Origin of the sequence: Cesiribacter sp. SM1, assembly GCF_020178975.1 — a bacterium.
In the GTDB taxonomy this organism is placed as follows: domain Bacteria; phylum Bacteroidota; class Bacteroidia; order Cytophagales; family Cyclobacteriaceae; genus Cesiribacter.
Map to the genome: position 1 here is coordinate 131,957 of NZ_JAHXBU010000093.1, position 18,845 is coordinate 150,801.

Sequence of the window (18,845 nt, forward strand, 5' to 3'; positions counted from 1 at the left end):
CCCCTGTATAGTTGCAAGCAGCATGAGCTACCCTCACACCATACTGAACAGGAGAGGCTGGTGTGTATGTTCTTAAAAAATTGAATGGGAAGACAACAGAAAAGACAGGGCTGTAACTACACTGCACATACCATGACTTTTATAAATATAAGTTTATGGCAAAATATTAGCCTTTTAATAAGGTATGTGATGGCTGGTTAAAATATTATTTCAGCGTAATTAATGTTAGGTTGACTGGTAGAGTAACAAAACAAGGCAGCTTTAGCGCATTGCCAGGAGAAGAAGGCTGCGGCCTGATATTCTTTCTGCAGGTTCGCTGGCTTAGTGATTTCAGAGAGGTACGCCTGCCCCGGGATAATGTGCAGCTTATCAAACTGCTGCTGATTATGCAACACAATAAAAAAGCAGCTTTAGAGTAAATCCAAAGCTGCTTCTATAGTGGATGAATCATGTATTTCTTCCGGCAAGAAGAAAATGAATTTCAAGATTAGGCTGCTAAATCTATTTTCTGATCCAGCTTTCTACTTCTTCCAGGCTAGGGTTTTTCACATCATTGAGCTTCATTTTTTTGCGGGTGCCACAAACATCATTGAAGAGTTTTGTGGGCACGCTGTTCTTCAGTTGCTCAACTGTAAGCACCTTTAGCTCACGCAATACCGGAATCAATTCTGCACGAACGCCACGGTCCAGGTACTCCTGGTCGGTAGCAAACTGTACCTTTTTCTCAGGGCGCATCTGCGGGAAGAAGAGCACATCCTGTATGGAGTTGCTGTTGGTCATGATCATGCTCAGGCGGTCTATGCCAATGCCCAGACCAGCCGTTGGCGGCATGCCAAACTCCAGCGAACGCAAAAAGTCCTCATCCAGCACCATGGCTTCCTCATCGCCACGCTTGCCCAGCTCCAGCTGTTCCTCAAAGCGTCTGCGCTGATCGAGGGGGTCGTTCAGTTCAGAGAAGGCATTGCAGATCTCTTTACCGTTGCAGATGGCTTCGAAACGCTCTACCAGCCCTTCTTTATCGCGGTGGCGTTTAGCCAGCGGGCTCATCTCTACGGGGTAATCGGTAATAAAGGTTGGCTGAATAAGATTTGCCTCGCACTTCTCACCAAAGATCTCATCTATAAGCTTGCCTTTGCCCATGCTTTCATCTACCGGTACGTGCAACTGCTTACACACATCGCGCAGCCCGGCCTCATCCATTTCAGAAATATCGATGCCGGTGAAATGTTCAATGGCCTCAAACATGGTAAAGCGCTTCCAGGGGCGCTGGAAGTCAATCACATTCTGGCCTACCTGTACTTTGGTGTCGCCGTGCAGGTCCAGGGCAATGCGCTCTACCATTTCCTCTACCAGGTCCATCATCCAGGCATAGTCTTTATAAGCTACGTACAGCTCCATCTGGGTGAATTCCGGGTTGTGGAAGCGGCTCATGCCTTCGTTGCGGAAGTCTTTGGCAAACTCGTAAACGGCATCAAAGCCACCAACAATCAGGCGCTTGAGGTACAACTCATTGGCAATACGCAGGTACAGGGTCATGTCCAGCGTATTGTGGTGTGTTTTGAATGGTCTTGCAGCCGCACCACCATACAGGGGCTGCAGTATAGGAGTTTCTACCTCCAGATAGCCGCGGCTGTTCAGGAAGTTTCGCATAGACTGCACCAGCTGTGTGCGCTTGCGGAAGGTTTCACGTACGTGCGGGTTCACGATCAGGTCTACATAACGCATGCGGTAGCGCTGCTCCGGATCATCAAAAGCATCGTGTACGTGCTCCACGCCCTGCTCATCTACCTCACGCTTTACAATAGGCAAGGGGCGCAGCGATTTTGAAAGCAGCCTGAACTCACGTACGTGAATAGAGATTTCGCCGGTTTGGGTGGTGAATACATGGCCCTTTACACCAATGATATCGCCAATGTCCAGCATTTTCTTGAATACAGTGTTATAGAGCGTTTTATCCTCACCGGGACAAATATCATCGCGGCGAATATAAAACTGCACACGGCCGGTGGAGTCCTGAATTTCGCCAAAAGAGGCAGAACCCATAATACGGGTGCTCATCAGGCGGCCGGCAATAGAAATATCTTTATAGTCGGTTTTACGCTTTTCGTAGTTTTCGTGGATATCCTGCGCCGTAACATTTACTTCAAACCCTTCGGCAGGATAGGGCTCTATTCCCAATTTGCGGAGCTCCTCCATTTCGTGGCGGCGCCTTATTTCCTGTTCGCTTAACTGATGCATAGCTTAAGCCTCTGTTTCTATATATAGTGTAATAAGAACTGCAAAGGTAACAAAATAGCAGGAGAAATTGGCGGGTGTAGATGAAGGTTTTGGAAACCAGTGCCCCTGTAAACAGCCTGCCTGCAGGGAAGGCTGGCATTTAACCGGGGTACCAATATCGATGGATGCAAAGCTACAGCTATTTACAGCCATGCCTGCTGAAAATAAAAAAGGCTTTCAGCTATAGCTGAAAGCCCTTTTTGCTTTAGAGAACAGGTTTATTTAACAACCATTCGTTTAGTGGTTACCTTATCTGCTACCTGCAGCCTGTACAGGTAAATGCCTGCGGGAAGCTGAGAAGCATCAAAGGTAAACTGGTGCCGGCCAGCATGCTGTACACCCTCCGCCAGGGTGGTAACCGGTATGCCCAATATGGTAAGTACCTGCAGTTTTACCTGTGCAGCCTCCTCCAGCTGGTAGGAAATGGTGGTTTCCCCCCTGAATGGGTTAGGATAATTTACCAGTTCGCCGCTGTTTAGCAATGTTACCCTGCTGGTATCATCATCAGCAGCAACAGCAGCTGTAGCTGAGCTTTTCTTGACCTTCTTGCCACCTGTTACTTTTACCTGGAATGAAGATGCCGTTGAGCCACCCTTACCATCGCTCACATTAACGGTTACAAAAGTATTGCCAGCACTTAAACCAGTTAGCTGCAGCATGTTACCGGAAACAGCCAGCCCTACTATGCCAGGGTTGCTTGCATTTGCTGTGAAAGTAAGCGGATCATTATCGGGATCCCTGAAGTAGTTGCCCAGGTTTACCGTTTCCGATTTGCCTGCTTTCAGGTTTTTAGACTTGATCTGCGAAGTAATGTATGGTGCCCTGTTTTGATCCGTTACGCGAACCACTACTTTCACCTGGTTCACTTCTCCCAGGTCGTCAGTTGCTTCTACTGTAAAAGTGTAAATGCCACTCTGGTCGTATGCCGGTTTAAAGCTGACTCTGGCAGCGGCAGCGGTATAGCTGAAGTTTACATTATCATAGCTTTCCTGTAAGTTGTACTCCATGATCTGGCCATCTGTATCCGCAGCTTTTACCTCAAACACCAGCTGGCTGCCTTCATTCACCCTTAAGGTATCTGCAGGGTAATCTACAAACTGTGGCAGGCTGTTTATGCGTACCCTTACCGGTATACTGGTATTGCGGTTAAAGGGATCGTTCGAGCTGAAATTCACCCTTGCAAAGTATTCGCCGGCATCCAGCTGAGTGGCGTCCATGATTACGCGCACTTCATCTGTGCTGCCTGCTGCAAGGGTTCCGCTTTCAGGATCGAGGCTTATCCATTCCCTGCTGCTCTGCAGGGCTCTTACTTTAGCTGCAGTATTTGGCAAGTCGCCATCAAATGGAGCCCATGAAAGGCCCTGATCACCGCTGTACCAGAAGATACCTTCAACACCTGTTACATCAAAGTTAACTCCCTGGCTGAAGATCATGCTCGTAGGATAGAAGAAGACTACCCAGAAGGTTTCGCCCGGTGCAAAGGCAATGGGTTCATTCAGGCTGATCAGTTCAAAATCACCTTCTGCAGAACCTCCGCTTACTTCCTGTGATGCTATTTCCGTAGCCGTAGCCGGATCGGTGCCTCCAGCATAAACAGACATGATAATTGACTCTGTGCTGCCTTCTGTTCTATAGAAGTTTCTGACATGCGATAGCGTAAAGCCAGCTTCAGGACTTACAAACCTGGTTGCAGATGCAAAAGGAATGCTGGGATCAGGAATGCCCACAAAATCATCAGCAATATTGCCAGTATCATAAGAAATGGAGTCTGTAAAATCAATATCACTGGCAGGTACTTTGCTAACGCCTGCCCTTACCGCTTTAACGCCTGCACGTGCAACCGGTGCACTGGAAGGCCTGGCAAGTGGTTTTACAGATGCCTGCACATTACTGTTGCTAAAGCCACCTAACAGGTACGATACACGGGCGCTGTACTCCAGCAGGCTGTTACCACTGTTGGAAATATTAATGATATCTACGCCTGTTTCGGTGCTTTTGAGTACAGCCGTAATGGTGTCTCCGGCTGTTGAGGCAGTAAATACTGGCGGTTCTACACCTTCACCCATCAGTGATATGGTGTATTGCTCATCGCTGGCATCATCACTTTCAAAGACCAGCCCGGCCTCCAGGATACCCAGTGTTGTTGGCGCAAAGGTTACATCCAAAGCTGCTTCCTCATTGGGTGCTATTACCAGTGGTGCTTCAAACGCTACGGTAAAGGCATCGGGATTGGTGGTGTAAACGGCAGAAACAGTCAGTGCTTTATAGCCTGTGTTCTTCACCATTACCTGCTGTGTGGCAGTGAATACGGAGTCCTGGTGCACATAAACAGAGCCAAACTCAAGTGTAGCCGGGCTCACTTCAATTTCTGGCATGCCGGAAGTAACCAGTGTAACAGGGATAATTATTAGCGGGTTTACAACATCGTTGCTGTTTACTGTTACCTCATCTGTATAAGTACCATCTGGCAGGCTGCGTGCATCCAGCACAATGGGTACTTTTACACTCTGGCCGGGGGCCACAGAGCCTGTTGCTGGGGCTGTAAATTCAATTGCCAGCCCGTTAACAATGTAGGCACTGTTGAATACAACCTCAATACCATCGGTGCCCGCTGCATTTTCTATACCTACTGTGGAAGCGTTCAGGAAGTTAGCGGTTTCAACATCCTGGTACAGCATTCTGATTTTACCATCAGCATAAAGGATTATCTGGAAAGTAACAGATCCTTCACGGTCGGAGCCATAAGCGCCAACATTTGTAAACTGCACCACAAAATGTTCTGCATTTGCCTTGTAATGCACAGTGCCGCTTACGGTGCCAGGTTCCAGGTCATCCCAGAATCCGGCAATCAGGTTATTGATTCCTTCTGAAACAGGTATACGTTCGTTTGTAAAGGTACTGCCGGGCTGCTCGCCGAAATAGAGTATACCACTTGCCGAAACAAATACAGTTTGGTGGCGACTGCCATAGAAGTTAAAGCCAAAACCAATGGGCACTTCTACAGCACCGTCGGCAAAAGAACCATTGTTCAGGCTTTCTGTTATATCGGTTCCGCTGCCAGTAATATCAGTCCATTCAAAATCTGGTCCGCCACGGTCTTTGTTATCTTCCCAGGTGTAGCCAAATGCTTCGTCGTTGCCTCCGACATAACGTACAGGGGTGCCCTTTCTAAGGTCGGGCTCTCCTTTAGCTGGTAAGCTTTCAGAAGCAGCCAGTGTTTCGGCACTGGTCACAACGGCATCTTTGGGCTTAAACCAGTAAGTGCCTGCAATGGTGTAATCAAGCCTGTAGCTGCCAGAGTTTGAGATCAGGAGCGTATCGTAGGCAAGTTCTCCGGAAGCAGCCTGTGCATTTATTTCCTCGGGCATTACACTGATTACCGGCGGATCTACACCAATGCCTGTCAGCGCTACTTCAACAGGGCTGTCAGAGCCGTCGCTTACAATAATCAGCACAGCTTCTGCTGCTCCGGCACTGGCTGGTGTAAAGGTTACGGGCACTCTTATGCTACTTTCAGGTTCTATGGTTACGGGACCATCAAAATCTACTGTAAAAGCACCGCCGGCAGCTGAAATACTGCTCACTGTCATTTCTTTGGATCCGGTATTCTGAATAGAGATTCCAAGTGTTTTATCCAGACCAACAAACAGGCTGTCGAATGCCAGGGAGCCAGGATTTACAGCAATTTCAGGTGTGCCTATCACTGTTAAGGTAAAAGGTACAGCCAGGGCTGAGTTTACAGGGTCGTTGCTTTCAATGATCAGGTCCTGGCGGTAGGTTCCGTCAAACAGCTCGCGGGCATCGAGTGTTACAGTTACCGTTGTATTGCCTCCTACCGGAACAATGCCTGATAGCCTGGAAACACTGGATATGAACTCCGGGGCAGGGGGCATTATTACTACAGCCAGGTTATCTTTTACATAGCTGTTATTGTAAACCACCTGTGCGCCATCGGTGCCTGCAGCATTTTCAATACCAATGGTGGCACTGCTGCTGCTGGCCAGGGTGCTCATTTCCTTATAGTAGAAATAGATTCTGCCGCTGGGCTGCACTTTTACCTGGAAGGTAGCAGTGCCTGCGTCGGCATAGCTGCCTACCTCATGATACTGAACGGTTAAGCCCTCGGTGTTAAGGGTATAGAAGACCTTACCTGTGTTGCCAAATGGACGCAAATCGTCCCAGTAAGGCGCAATCAGATCGTTAGGTTCCGATGCATCTGGCAGCTGGCTGTTCATCCAGCTGTTACCATCTGTTCCGAAGGTAAGGTATCCGTTGGCGGTAATCAGTATGCTGTTTTTTGTTTCGCCGTAAAACTTCAGGTTAAAGGGCAGGTCAATTTCAACAGCGCCATCGTCGCTGTCGGGTAGTATCTCTGTGCCGGTTTCTGAAATATCTTCCCAGATAAAGGCAGGGCCTCCTTCGGTGTCGCTGTCAATCCAGGTATAGCCAAAGTCAAGATCGGCGCCAGCACCTAATACAACAGGGTGCCCCATGGGCTCCGGACCGCCTTTTTCCTGAGTCTGGCTTTGCTTGGGCAAATCCAGGGGAGAGGTGTTGTTTTTCTTAACAGCAGGATTGGTCAGCAGGCTTTGTGCAGCAAAATCGGGGAAAGAAAACTGCAGCGGATAATTGCCGGTATTAGATATTGTAATTGTTTCTGTGCCTGTTTCCCCGGCATCCAGCGTAGTGCTGATCTGCTCAGGATTTACGCCAATAACAGGAGGTGCAGTGCCGGTGCCGACCAGTGCCACCTGTACAGAAGTATAGTCTGGATCGTTGGTAATGAGGTTAAGCGTTGCATTGATGTTGCCAAGATCATTTGGCGCAAAGATAACCATAAGCGTTGCCTCCTCACCCGGAGCCAGGTTAAGGCTGCTCAGGTCAGTTGTGTAAGCAGGGTGGGATGTGTTGATCTCCTCAATCACCAGCGCACCCAGGCCCTCATTTTTGATGAGTACAGGTAAAGCTTTCTGAGCCCCAACAAACACACTTCCAAACTCGAGCAACTCACTGTCTACAGCAATACCCGGCAGCTGACCACTTACTTCTACAGCAGCAGGTACGCTTACAGTAGGTGTGTTGGGGTCGTCGCTGTTTACCAGAATGTTGAAGAGGTAGTTGCCATTGGCTACATTTTGGGCATCGAAGCTTACAGTTACGTCAACCGTCTGGCCAGATTCCACACTGCCGGATGCAGGATCGAAACTAAGCCAGTCGGCACTGGCACCGGAGGCACTAAGGGCTCTTACTTTAAATACAAAGCCGGATGGGCTGAAGGAGAAGCCTCCATCGCCGCTGAAGAAAAAGGTGTTAGGGCGCTGAGCAATATCAGTGTCTACTCCCTGTGGAAATTCAATATCCAGCGGATATTTGTTTACTACCCAGAAAACATCTCCGGCTGTAAAATTCTGTGCCTGCTCCAGCGGTATTATAAAGAATTCGCCTTCGGTGCTTTCCAGCTGCACCTCCTGCGAGAGCAGCAGCTCGGCAGCAGCTATGTCGCTTCCCCTGTATACTTCTACAATGATGGTGGGACTGCTGCTGAATTCTGTACGCAAAAAATTACGCACATGGGTAAGGCTGAAGCTGGGCTGCTCTACCTCAAAGCGAACGGCACTGGTGTAACCTCCGCCAATTAAGCCCGAAAAGTCTTCGGCTGTAGCGTCTCCGGCATCATAATAAATGGAGTCGCTGGCGTTTAAAAAAGTACTCACCCCGCCCACACTTTTCTTCAGGCCTTTATTTGCCAGCTGCTCGCTGGCATTGGCCTTGCTACCTTTGCCGTATTTAGTAAGATCTACCGATTGCAGGCCATTGCCAGGAAAGAGCAGCCTGGTCTGGCTCTGGCTCACCAGGTTGGAGCTTAGGTTAAAATCAAGGGCAGCACCTGTGCCCTCATTGGTGATGCTCAGCGTTCTGGTGGCCACAGGGTTAGTGGCAGCATCAATGGTTACTTCAAAAGATCCCGGCGTTACGCTAATAACCGGGGCATTTTCTGTTGTGCCGCTGGCAGTGTTGGAAATGGGGGAAGCGTTGCCAAAAAAATCTATGGCTTTCAGCGCAAAGTAATAGGTGGTGGTTGGCGCCAGCCCTGTAACGGTGTGGCTCTGCACTTCGCCAGCACCGGCGGCAGGAGGCATGTCGCTTACCAGCATTGCCTCGTTGAAATTGGCAGCGGTGATTGGCTCAGTAGCGTAACGCATTTCGTAGGAGCTGGCTTTGCCGTTACCAGGGTCTGCGGGGGCAGTCCAGCTTAACTGCAGGGCTGTCTGAAAAGCATCTGTAACGGCAAGATCGGTAATGGCTTCGGGTGCCTGGCCGTCATCTTCCTGCAGCGCATTAAATGCATTTAGCCTGCCGGAGCCAAAGCCATCCGGCATGGTGGCTACTTTATCGGTGGTTTCTACCAGGCGGTCCCACACCTGCTGGGGTGTAATATTGCCTGCAAACTTGGAGATGATGAGGGCCGCTACACCAGATACGTGGGGGCAGGCCATGGAGGTACCGTTAAAGCTTGCGTAGCTATTGCCAGGCACTGTGCTTACTACCCCAACAGCGGGAGCGGTAATTTCAACCCAGGGGCCAAAGTTGGAGCTGGTGTAGCGTGTATCGTTGCGGTCGCTGCCGGCTACTGCCAGTACAGGCTCATAAAAGCCCGGATACCAGTTGTTGTTAGATCCACTGTTGCCAGCTGCAAAAATTACTATGCCACCCTGCATTGGTCCACGGGGGTTGCCATTTTCGTCGTAGCCAGCTTCTGCAATAAAATAGTCAATGGCATCCAGTACAGATTGTTCAAATACACCGGGATTGGTATAGCCCCAGCTGTTCTGCGAGATAACAGCGCCGTTGTCTGCAGCATAGATGTAGGTTTCATCAAAGCCGCCAACACCAACCGCACCAAAGGCAGAGAGCGACATCAGGCGGGCACCATCGGTGCCGTTGCCACTGCCACCGGCTACACCGGCCACGCCAACACCATTGTTTGTTACGCCTGCTACTGTGCCACCTACGTGTGTGCCGTGGTCATCTGCAGGGATGTTGCCGTTGTTATCACCAAAGTTATAGCCATACACATCGTCAACAAAACCGTTGTTGTCGTCGTCGAGGCCGTTACCCGGGATTTCACCAGTATTGATCCACATGTTTGCCGTAATGTCGGAGTGGCTTACATCAATACCGCCATCGGTAACAGCAACAATAACACCGGGATCGCCTGTTTCGCTCTGCCAGGCATCAAACAGGCTTATGTCTGCCCCTGGCGTACCGCCACCCTGGCCGGTATTGTTATAGTGCCATTGTGTGTTAAGCTGAGGGTCGTTGGGCGGGTTGGGCAGCGGGTCGAAAACAGCAGCGGTGGCTTCCTTATGCACCATTGATTCTACACCAATGGTTTTTTCATAAACACCCTCTGCCTGTTCTACATCTGCAAGTTTTGCAAAAGACTTTATGGCATCAAGGGTAGAGGTTCCTTCTGCCAGCTGAAGCTCGTACCACTGGTGCAGACCCCATTTGCGGTGTTTGGCTTCGAACTTGCCTGCAGGCCTGAATACGCGCTTTAAAGAAGTTACTTTATGCTGTTTATTAAGTTTGTCTACAGGTGATAAACCTGTTTGTACAAAGCCCTCTGCTGTTTTCTGTTTTTTACTCTTTTCTATTTTGTCAGCAAAGTTTTTCTTGAATTTAACCCTTAGTACTTGCTGTTGAACTCCATTGACATTTTGGGCATGTACCTGAAGTGTATGGAAGAAAATCAGGCATAGAATTATAGCCCAGGAAGCAAAAGCTTCATAGTAAATTTTTTTCATATGGGAACGCTGGAAAAATTAGAGAAACAAAAAGTGGTAGTAGAAATTGGATCCTGAAAGCAGGTGTTTCAGTAAAAAAAGCACAATGCGAAGCTTGACAGCCAAAATAATGGCTGTAGTAAAACCGGATCAGCTGCCTGCACCCAAAAAAGGTGGGTGTTATTATAAATAATATGGAAAAGCGGCCCTGGTGCTCCCTTGCAGGGAGTATAATGTCGTATTTAAAGGTAGGTTATAACATTACTTATAACAAGTAATTTTAATTATATTATTTTAATATATGAATAATCTAATTAAAGCTTGCTTGGTACTACAGGCTTAAGCTGTTTCTGCAGCATGTTAGGAGGCATGTAAATTTGTTTCAGGTGCAGTAATCGTAGCATAAATATCCTCACAGATGCGGAATTGGCATGCTTTGAAGAAGAAAGAGGTTCAGTTCTGTTGATAGCATGCCTGGTACATAGCTGGTATGTGCTCATGCTATGCTGCATTTTTAAAATTGACTACAATTTATTGTATTGGAAACATTATATTTACAATGTTCAATCATTGAATTGTACTATAAAGCTATGTTGAGCATTATGAGCACTTTCTGTATAAAAGCTGAACGGGAATCAATGATCCGCTCCTCCAGTATGCCGCCAGCAGATGCCAAACATCAAAAGCAGGGTTTAGGTTATTCTGCTGCTCTACATCCTGCACGATGTTGTTGTAATGCAGGCTGATGCTTAACTTTGGGACTCTAGCCAGGATGGGCCGCATGCCAGGTGCTTCAACTTTTCCTGCAGCCCCGAATTAATAAGAAGCTAGGCTGCATAGATGATGAGGGCATGCTGCAGCAGAGGGCCTAGGGGCTGTATCAACAAGCCACCGAATATTTTTGTGTTTCTTACGGAAGTAGAAACAATTTTTAATGAAAACAGTATACAGAAGGTGCAGGGAAACAGTAGGCTGAGCGTGAAAGGTAAAATTCCCTTCAGACCCGTTAACGTAAGCTTTCTATCTTTTTATTTTATCTTTTAATGAACAGATTTTCTTTCTCCTACCTAACAGTGCTGGTTTCGGCGCTAATTTTTGTTGCCACCGGCTGTAAAAAAGATGATGAGGTTAGTGTTGATCCCTCTATGAGTTTTCAAGGGGCGCAGGGCGAATCTATTACGGTAGATCCTGGCCATGAAGTTTCTTTTAATGTGCTAACTAACATGCCTGCCGGCTTCTCTTCGTTGAAGATTTCCAAGGAAGGCGGTATCACAGAAGAGCCAGTGTTAATTACCGGCAGTGACAACCAAACAAGCCACACCTATTCGTTCGCATTCTCACCCTCCATAGAGGAAGCCGGTGAAACCATCGTATTTAAATTTGAGGCAGCAGACAAAGATGCCAGGGAGGTTTCTAAAACCTACAGCATTACTGTAAATACCCCTGTTATAAGCCTGTACAATAATGTTGTAATAGGCGGCAGGTTTAACAAGCACCTTGGCCACTTCTACAGCATGCTGGACAACCAGGTGTATTTTTACGAGGATGCAGTTGAACACCCAGATCGGGCTGACTTTATGTTCTATTATAATCAACATATGGCCTTTACCATGACGGCGCCTTCAGACGAGTACGCCCGAATGGTGTATGGCGACATAGAACTTGAAGGGCTGGACAACAAGACCTACTTTGCCCGCAGCAGCGCGGATTTTAGCGCCATTACTGAGCCAGAGCATATCGTAGATGCCTGGAACAATACAGCTACTGAAGAACCCAAGACTGCAATCCATTTTATAGAAGTGGGCGATGTGATAGTTTTCAAACTGGACCCTACCAGAGGCTCCCGCTATGGTATTGCAGAGGTGGTAGATTTATTCAATGACCCTGCAGATCCTAAAACAAGAAAAGTAACCCTGCGGATTAAAATTACAATGGAGGATCAGAATGGATAGTGCTGCGCCTTTTTAATAAAAGCTGTTTTTGCACTTATGCTATAATTAAAAGCCATGGAACATGCCATGGCTTTTTACTTTTGCAGCTTATTACAGCCCCCTTTATGAAGGTCCATTGCATTTAGGGTTGTTACACCAGCTTAATGCCCCTGCGCTTCATTTCAGTCTGGATGAGAGAAAACTCACGGCTGCTCTGGCCTGCAACGGAAGTATTCTCCTGCGCACGACGAAAGAGGTAAGGCATTACTTTCTCTACCGGCCCGTAGGGTACGTACTTCACCACATTATATCCTGCAGCGGCCAGGGTAAAAGAAAGGTTGTCGCTCATGCCGTATAGCTGGGCAAAATACACCCGATCGTCAGTTCGCTTCAGTCCGTGCTTTTGCATCAGTATGGTAAGCAACTGGTTGCTGTACTCATTATGGGAGCCGGAGCAAAGAGCAATGCGCTGTTTGTTGTCCATGCAATACTTGAGTGCCTGGTTGTAGAGATCGTCTGTAGCCTGTTTGCCGGGATTTATAGGGTCTGGGTAGTTCATCTCTTCGGCACGGGCTCTTTCTTTTTCCATATAAGCCCCCCTTACCAGCTTAGCTCCCAGGTGTATGTTATGCATGGTGGCCATGTGCATGGCATCCTGTAGTAGCTTCAGGCCATCGCGCCGGTAGAGCTGGTAGGTGTTGTAAACAACCGCCCGCTGCTGGTTGAACTTCAGCATCATTTCATAAGCCAGGGCATCAATGGTATTCTGGATCCAGGTTTCTTCTCCATCAATAAACACACGAACACCGGCATCGGCAGTAGCTTTACAGATGCGCTCCACCCGTTCGCGTACACGTTCAAAGGCAGCTTCTTCCTGGGGGTTGAGGGCATCGCCGCGCTGAATTTTCTCCAGCAGGTCAAAAGGGGCTATGCCGGTTACCTTAAATACACATACTGGGAGGTGTGGTGAGTTTTTTGCCTTTGCAATCGTGCGCAGCGTTTCTTCGGTGGTAGCATCAAAAGCCTGCTCTGTTTTCTCTCCTTCTACTGAATAGTCGAGAATGGTTTTGATGTTGTACTCGGCCAGCTTCTGAATAGTTTGCTCACTTTCCTTAATGGTTTCGCCACCGCAAAACTGCTCGAAAACAGTATGTTTTACCACTCCTTTTATAGGCAGCCTTAGCCTGAAAGCCGACTTTAGAAGTGTAGTGCCAGCTCTAGTAAGCAGGTTGTTGTTAATTGATGCAAATATCAAATATTTCTTACGTAGTGCATTATCTGAGAGGGGAGCAAATGCAGTTTTGGTATCGTTAAAGTCAAGCTGCTGTGAGTGTGCTGGTGCTGCTAAATCCATTGATGCAATCGTTTTTCGGAGCAAATATAAGTAGTCTACGGGTGTACCTTATATTAAGCTGTAAAAACTTATGCAACATTAAAATTAGCTTAAAATCATACAATTTCCTTTGTTATATTCTTACATGCTCCACTCCCTTACTGCCGTTTTTGCTGTTTGTTCCATATGTTTTGTACAAATACATTTGTTGCAAATCTCTCAAACAAGTAACCCTTATATGAACAAACTACTGTATTCATTCTGGAGCCTGTTATTTATGGCTTCTATTGTATTAACTACCAGTTGTGGTACTGAAGAAGAAGATGTAACTCCTGCTGCTCCCAGCATTACAGTTACAGGTATTGCAGATCCTGCTGCGGCAACTGCAAATGTTGGTCAGGCTGTAAGCTTTACAGTAAGTGTGGTAGCTCCAGGTGGTTTCAATGTGATTCGTGTAGATAAAACAGTGGGTACAGGCGCAACTGCTGATTATGACGAAAAAGCAAAAGATCCAGGCCAGACTATAACAGCGTATTCTTATTCCTTTACCTATACACCAACTGCTGATGTGGCAGGTCAGGATGTTACCTTTGATTTTGTAATAGTAGACGATAATGGCAAGCAGGTACAACACACATTTGTGCTTACCGTAAATGAGCCTGAAATGCTCAATCGCACTGCTGTATTATTAGGTGGACAGAAGAATACTACACAAGGTAGTTTCTACAATACCATTGACAATGCCATTTATTTGATGGCGGCGGCTAAGAGCAACAAGGAAAAAGTAGACTTCGTGTACTACTACGGTGCAACTAACAAAGCTACTATTGCAGCACCAACCAGCCAGGGTGCAAAAGAAATATACACTGCCACTGACCTGACAGGTATGACAAATACTACGGACCTTGTAAAAGTTACAACAAACTTCGATGCGATTACCAAATCTAGCCACATTACTGGTGTTTGGGCAGAAAAAGTAAATACCAGTGTTGCTGACCAGGTAACTGATTTGAAAGTAGGCGATGTTTTCGCTTTCCAACTGGCAAGTACCAGAGGTTACCGCATTGGTGTAGCTAAAGTGACTACCATCGAGGGTGCAGACTACAACAGCACTGCTCAAAAAATCACCTTGCATATTAAAATGCAGTCAGTAGATAACTAAGCGTTTACGCCACAGAAAATTTGAGCCCCTGAGTGATCAGGGGCTTTTTTGGTTTTAAAAGGGTTAGGTGTAAAAAAAATCGTATCCGGCAATGAGCACTCCCTCCCTAAATGCTCCTTGGCTCCAGAGGCTTTTACTGTAAGTGTACAGTACAATGGGTGGCAGGTGGAGCAGATTATAACGTTGTCGGTATAAAATAAATATTGTTGTTATAGAGCCGTAAAGACTACTTGCCTGCTTATAAAACACTTTTATGCCGGCATAAACAAAGGAGATTGCCTGTTGCGGTGCTGCATGATGTTATGCCAGTCAATTTAAAAACCACCTGTAAGTACAATTTTTTGAGCTAATTTCTAAATAACCTTATTGCTGTTAAACCAGTATGTAATACAGGACCTGTAAATTTTTGTTGTACTACACCCAAATTTTTTATTATGAACAAACTACTCTATCCATTATTCAGCTTCTTGCTGATTGCGTCAGTTGTGCTTACCACCAGTTGCGGAACCGACGACGACGAGGTAACAGCTAACCGACCCTCCTTTACCATTACTGGAATTGATGATGTAACAGGTACCACCGCTGATGTAGGTGAACCAGTAACTTTTACTGTTAATGTTACTGCTCCCGGGGGATTCAATGTTCTCAGGGTTTACAAAACTGTTGGTGAAGACGGAAATCGCGAGATGATCGCTGAAGAATCCCGTACCGCTGGTCAGACCACACAAAACCATGTGTATAGCTTTACTTACACCCCAATAGCTGCAGAAGCAGGGCAGATGGTGTACTTTGATTTTGAGGCGGTAGATGATGCCGGACTCGATAATACCTATGAGTACATTGTAACTGTAAATGAGCAGCCACTGGTAGCGTATGAGCAGGAACTCCTGTATGCACCGCTGGAGTCTGGTGCTTCTGAAACCTGGTTTAGCACCACTAACGGCGAAACCTACACCAGCAATGAAGTAAACAACACTCAGCAAGCTATTTCTAACCTGATAGATTTTGGTTATTTCTATGGCGTAACAAGGGAGGCAACCCTGGCATCGCCAGAAAACTTCCCTACCGCTGCAGGGCAGGCTAGCTGGAATGTGCGTAACAACACTAAGCTGAAGAAAACAGAATTGGCTTCATCAGCCTTTTTTGAGGCTACTTCAGCAGCTACGATTCAGCAGGCCTATGAAAATGCTACTTTTGGTACAAATGAAGAGCAGGCTACTAACCTGGAGGTTGGCGATGTGATTGTATTCATGACTGATCCTGATAATACCGGTGGGAGCAGAATGGGCATGATCCATGTAGCTGATATTGTTGAAGGCGCAGGAAATACAGGCAGAATTATGCTAAATGTTAAAGTGATGCCTTAACGAACCTTCAGCAAGTAAGGCAACAAAAAAACTCCTGAGTAATCAGGAGTTTTTTTGTTGCCTTACTTCCTGTATAAAATCTTTTACAATCTGAATAGATTGTTCCTCCTGCTCCAGCATGCCCATATGGCCGGTATCGTGTAGTATGTGGGCGTCTGCCTGGGGCAGGCTTTCCAGTTGTTGCAGGCTATCCTCCAGCGATACGGAGGTGTCTTTTTCGCCGATGATGTAAAGCGTTGGGCCTCCCCACTTTTCCAGCACTGGCAGTCGGTTGGGGCGCTGTTGCATGGCACGGGTGTAGCTGATTAGTGTATGTTCCGGTGTTGCTGCAGCATCGGCTACTACTACCTCAATCTGCTCTTTAAGCTGCTTCCGGTTAGTATGGTAAAACAGCTGGGGCACAAAGGAGGTGGCAAAAACCTCCACCCCGTGTTTTTCCACAAAATCTATTACATTGTTGCGCGAGCGCCGCTTTTGTGGGCTGTCGGCGTAGGCTGTGGAATGAAAAAGCCCAATGCCAGCTACCAGCTGAGGGTGGTGCTCCAGCATAGCCAGGGCCACATAACCACCCAGGGAGTGGCCTATCAGTATACATTTTGAAATTTGGAGTTGCTCCAGCCAGCCAGCCAGGCGGTGTGCCACCTCACTTAAAGTAAAACCGGCAGGCAGTGAAGTGCTCCGGCCAAAGCCGGGTAAATCGGGACACAGTATCCAGGTTTCCTCACCTAATGCCTGCCTGAACTGATCCCACAGCCTATGGGTTTCGCAAAAACCATGTAGCAGGACCAGGGGCAGGTTATCCGGTTTGTTCCCGCTTTCGGCATAGAACGGATCAGTCATGCAAAGGGGTTATGCCAGGCTTTTGCTTTTTGGGGCTGTTTGCAGGGCAGCCATTTCACGAACAGCCTGTGCTATGCCTTCAGGATCAAAACCACATTCGCGGTGCAGTTCCAGCTGCTCACCATGTTCTATTACCTGGTCGGGTATGCCCAGGCGCTTAATGCGGGCGCTGTAGCCCTGGTCCAGCATCCATTCGGCAACCGCACTGCCAAAGCCGCCCATCAGGCAGCCATCTTCTACGGTAATAACCTTCCTGAATTTTTTGAACACCTGGTGCAGCATGGCTTCGTCAAGTGGCTTGGCAAAGCGCATGTCGTAATGGGCGGGCTGCAGGCCTTCCTCTTCCAGCATCTGGCAGGCTTCTACAGCATAATTGCCAATGTGGCCTATGGTCAGAATGGCCACTTCTTCGCCCTCGGTAATGATGCGGCCGGTGCCATCTTCAATCTTCTGGAAAGGGGTGCGCCAGTTTGGCATTACACCCTGGCCGCGGGGGTAGCGAATGCAGTAGGCGCCTTCGCGGGGCAGCTGTGCGCTGTACATCATGTTGCGCAGCTCTTCTTCGTTCATAGGGGCAGCCACCACTATGTTGGGAATGCAGCGCATAAAGGCAATATCGTAGGCACCATGGTGTGTGGGGCCATCGGCACCGGCAAAACCGGCACGGTCCAGGCAAAGCACTACATGCAGGTTCTGAATGCAGATATCGTGCACTACCTGGTCGTAGGCACGCTGCATAAAGGTGCTGTAAATATTACAGAAGGGTACCAGGCCCTGGGTAGCCAAGCCAGCCGAAAAGGTAACGGCATGCTGCTCGGCAATGCCTACGTCAAAGGCACGCTCAGGCATGGCCTTCATCATAATATTAAGGCTGGAGCCAGAGGGCATGGCTGGCGTAATACCCATTATCTTGGGGTTCTGCTCGGCAAGCTCTACCAGCGTATGGCCAAATACATCCTGATACCTGGGAGCCTGTGGTGTGTCGTATACTTTTTTATAGATCTCGCCGGTAATTTTATCGAAAGTACCGGGGGCATGCCATTTGGTCTGGTCTTTTTCGGCCAGTGCAAAGCCCTTGCCCTTGGTGGTAATGCAGTGCAGTATTTTAGGGCCTGGTATGTGCTGCAGGTCCTTGAAAATATGCACCAGGTGATCCACATCGTGGCCATCTACCGGGCCAAAGTAGCGCAGGTTAAGGCTCTCGAACAGGTTGCTGTGCTTGAGCAGGAAAGACTTAAAGCTGGCTTCTACCTTGCTTACAATGTCCTGGGCAGAGGTGCCAAATTTGCTGAACTTACCCAGCAGCTTCCAGACTTCTTCCTTAGCTTTATTATAAGTAATGGAAGTGGTGATATCTGTAAGGTAGTCTTTCAGTGCGCCAACATTGGGATCAATGCTCATGCAGTTGTCGTTGAGCACGATCAGCAGGTTAGAGTTGCTCACACCTGCATGGTTCATGGCCTCAAAGGCCATACCACCGGTAAGGGCGCCATCGCCAATAACGGCAATATGCTGGCGGTCGCCTTCCTGCTTATAGTAAGAAGCAACTGCCATGCCCAGTGCGGCAGAAATTGAGGTAGAGCTGTGGCCAACGCCAAATGTATCGTAGGGACTTTCTTTTCTTTTAGGGAATCCTGAAAGCCCGCCATATTTACGGTTTGTATGAAACTCTTTGAGGCGGCCGGTTAAGATCTTGTGGCCGTAGGCCTGGTGGCCCACATCCCACACCAGCTGGTCGTAGGGGGTATTGAAAGCGTAGTGCAGGGCGACTGTTAGCTCAACCACACCCAGGCTGGCCCCAAAATGCCCGCCATACACCGATACATTGTCGATTATGAACTGCCTTAACTCTGCGCTAAGCTGCACCAGTTGGGTCTGATCAAGCTTTCGTAGGTCGGCGGGGCTGTCTATGTTGGCCAGCAATTCTCCTGGTTTTATCAGCATTTCCCTGTTTTGTAAAATATTAGAACGCACAAATTTAACAAAAGTTTGTGAAAAGGTATGGGGTGTGGAGCATGAGGTATGGGCTTTTGCACTGTCTCATTTGATATTTTAACTTCACTGGTGTGCTAAAGTAAATTTAATATAGAATAAACTAAAATAATGCAGCGGCCTGGCCTATACTGCAGCGGCAGACCTCCTCATGCT

The 18,845-nt window shown here is 47.8% G+C and carries 9 protein-coding genes; 4 read left to right on the forward strand and 5 right to left on the reverse strand.

Annotated features, from left to right (window positions below; all coding sequences use genetic code 11):
* The first annotated feature begins 230 nt into the window (after positions 1-230).
* Positions 231-419: a hypothetical protein gene (locus KWJ01_RS22465; RefSeq protein WP_224999372.1), complete on the forward strand. Its 189-nt coding sequence runs from the start codon at positions 231-233 to the stop codon at positions 417-419.
* An 82-nt stretch (positions 420-501) separates the two neighbouring features.
* On the opposite strand, the gene lysS is transcribed toward KWJ01_RS22465, so the two are convergent.
* Both lysS and KWJ01_RS22475 read right to left on the reverse strand, forming a co-directional pair.
* Positions 502-2,238, reverse strand: coding sequence for a lysine--tRNA ligase (gene lysS, locus KWJ01_RS22470; RefSeq protein ID WP_224999373.1), 1,737 nt, complete (start codon positions 2,236-2,238; stop codon positions 502-504).
* A gap of 257 nt (positions 2,239-2,495) precedes the next feature.
* Positions 2,496-10,085 carry a choice-of-anchor D domain-containing protein gene (locus KWJ01_RS22475; protein ID WP_224999374.1) on the reverse strand — a complete coding sequence of 2,530 codons (7,590 nt, stop codon included), beginning with the start codon at positions 10,083-10,085 and terminating at the stop codon, positions 2,496-2,498.
* 1,022 nt (positions 10,086-11,107) lie between these two features.
* Between KWJ01_RS22475 and KWJ01_RS22480 the strand changes: the two genes are divergently transcribed.
* Positions 11,108-12,016 carry a hypothetical protein gene (locus tag KWJ01_RS22480; RefSeq protein ID WP_224999375.1) on the forward strand — a complete coding sequence of 303 codons (909 nt, stop codon included), beginning with the start codon at positions 11,108-11,110 and terminating at the stop codon, positions 12,014-12,016.
* A 130-nt stretch (positions 12,017-12,146) separates the two neighbouring features.
* On the opposite strand, the gene KWJ01_RS22485 is transcribed toward KWJ01_RS22480, so the two are convergent.
* Positions 12,147-13,349, reverse strand: coding sequence for a proline dehydrogenase family protein (locus tag KWJ01_RS22485; RefSeq protein ID WP_224999376.1), 1,203 nt, complete (start codon positions 13,347-13,349; stop codon positions 12,147-12,149).
* A 217-nt stretch (positions 13,350-13,566) separates the two neighbouring features.
* Between KWJ01_RS22485 and KWJ01_RS22490 the strand changes: the two genes are divergently transcribed.
* Together KWJ01_RS22490 and KWJ01_RS22495 are read left to right on the forward strand one after the other, a co-directional pair.
* Positions 13,567-14,490 (forward strand): hypothetical protein, encoded by a 924-nt coding sequence (locus KWJ01_RS22490; RefSeq protein ID WP_224999377.1) that lies wholly within the window; start codon positions 13,567-13,569, stop codon positions 14,488-14,490.
* 434 nt (positions 14,491-14,924) lie between these two features.
* The gene (locus tag KWJ01_RS22495; RefSeq protein ID WP_224999378.1) at positions 14,925-15,857 is read left to right on the forward strand and encodes a hypothetical protein; all 933 of its coding nucleotides are present in this window, start codon (positions 14,925-14,927) and stop codon (positions 15,855-15,857) included.
* A gap of 42 nt (positions 15,858-15,899) precedes the next feature.
* Here the strand turns inward: KWJ01_RS22495 and KWJ01_RS22500 are convergent, their stop codons facing one another.
* Positions 15,900-16,697, reverse strand: coding sequence for an alpha/beta fold hydrolase (locus KWJ01_RS22500; protein WP_224999379.1), 798 nt, complete (start codon positions 16,695-16,697; stop codon positions 15,900-15,902).
* A gap of 9 nt (positions 16,698-16,706) precedes the next feature.
* Positions 16,707-18,641, reverse strand: a complete 1,935-nt coding sequence (dxs, locus tag KWJ01_RS22505; protein ID WP_224999380.1) for a 1-deoxy-D-xylulose-5-phosphate synthase — start codon at positions 18,639-18,641, stop codon at positions 16,707-16,709.
* Positions 18,642-18,845: the final 204 nt, after the last annotated feature.

Excerpts from the sequence above, each read along its gene's own strand:
- KWJ01_RS22480 (WP_224999375.1), top strand. The coding sequence starts at position 11,108 with ATGAACAGATTTTCTTTCTCCTACCTAACAGTGCTGGTTTCGGCGCTA.
- KWJ01_RS22500 (WP_224999379.1), bottom strand. The coding sequence starts at position 16,697 with ATGACTGATCCGTTCTATGCCGAAAGCGGGAACAAACCGGATAACCTG.
- lysS (WP_224999373.1), bottom strand. The coding sequence starts at position 2,238 with ATGCATCAGTTAAGCGAACAGGAAATAAGGCGCCGCCACGAAATGGAG.
- dxs (WP_224999380.1), bottom strand. The coding sequence starts at position 18,641 with ATGCTGATAAAACCAGGAGAATTGCTGGCCAACATAGACAGCCCCGCC.
- KWJ01_RS22495 (WP_224999378.1), top strand. The coding sequence starts at position 14,925 with ATGAACAAACTACTCTATCCATTATTCAGCTTCTTGCTGATTGCGTCA.
- KWJ01_RS22485 (WP_224999376.1), bottom strand. The coding sequence starts at position 13,349 with ATGGATTTAGCAGCACCAGCACACTCACAGCAGCTTGACTTTAACGAT.
- KWJ01_RS22475 (WP_224999374.1), bottom strand. The coding sequence starts at position 10,085 with ATGAAAAAAATTTACTATGAAGCTTTTGCTTCCTGGGCTATAATTCTA.
- KWJ01_RS22490 (WP_224999377.1), top strand. The coding sequence starts at position 13,567 with ATGAACAAACTACTGTATTCATTCTGGAGCCTGTTATTTATGGCTTCT.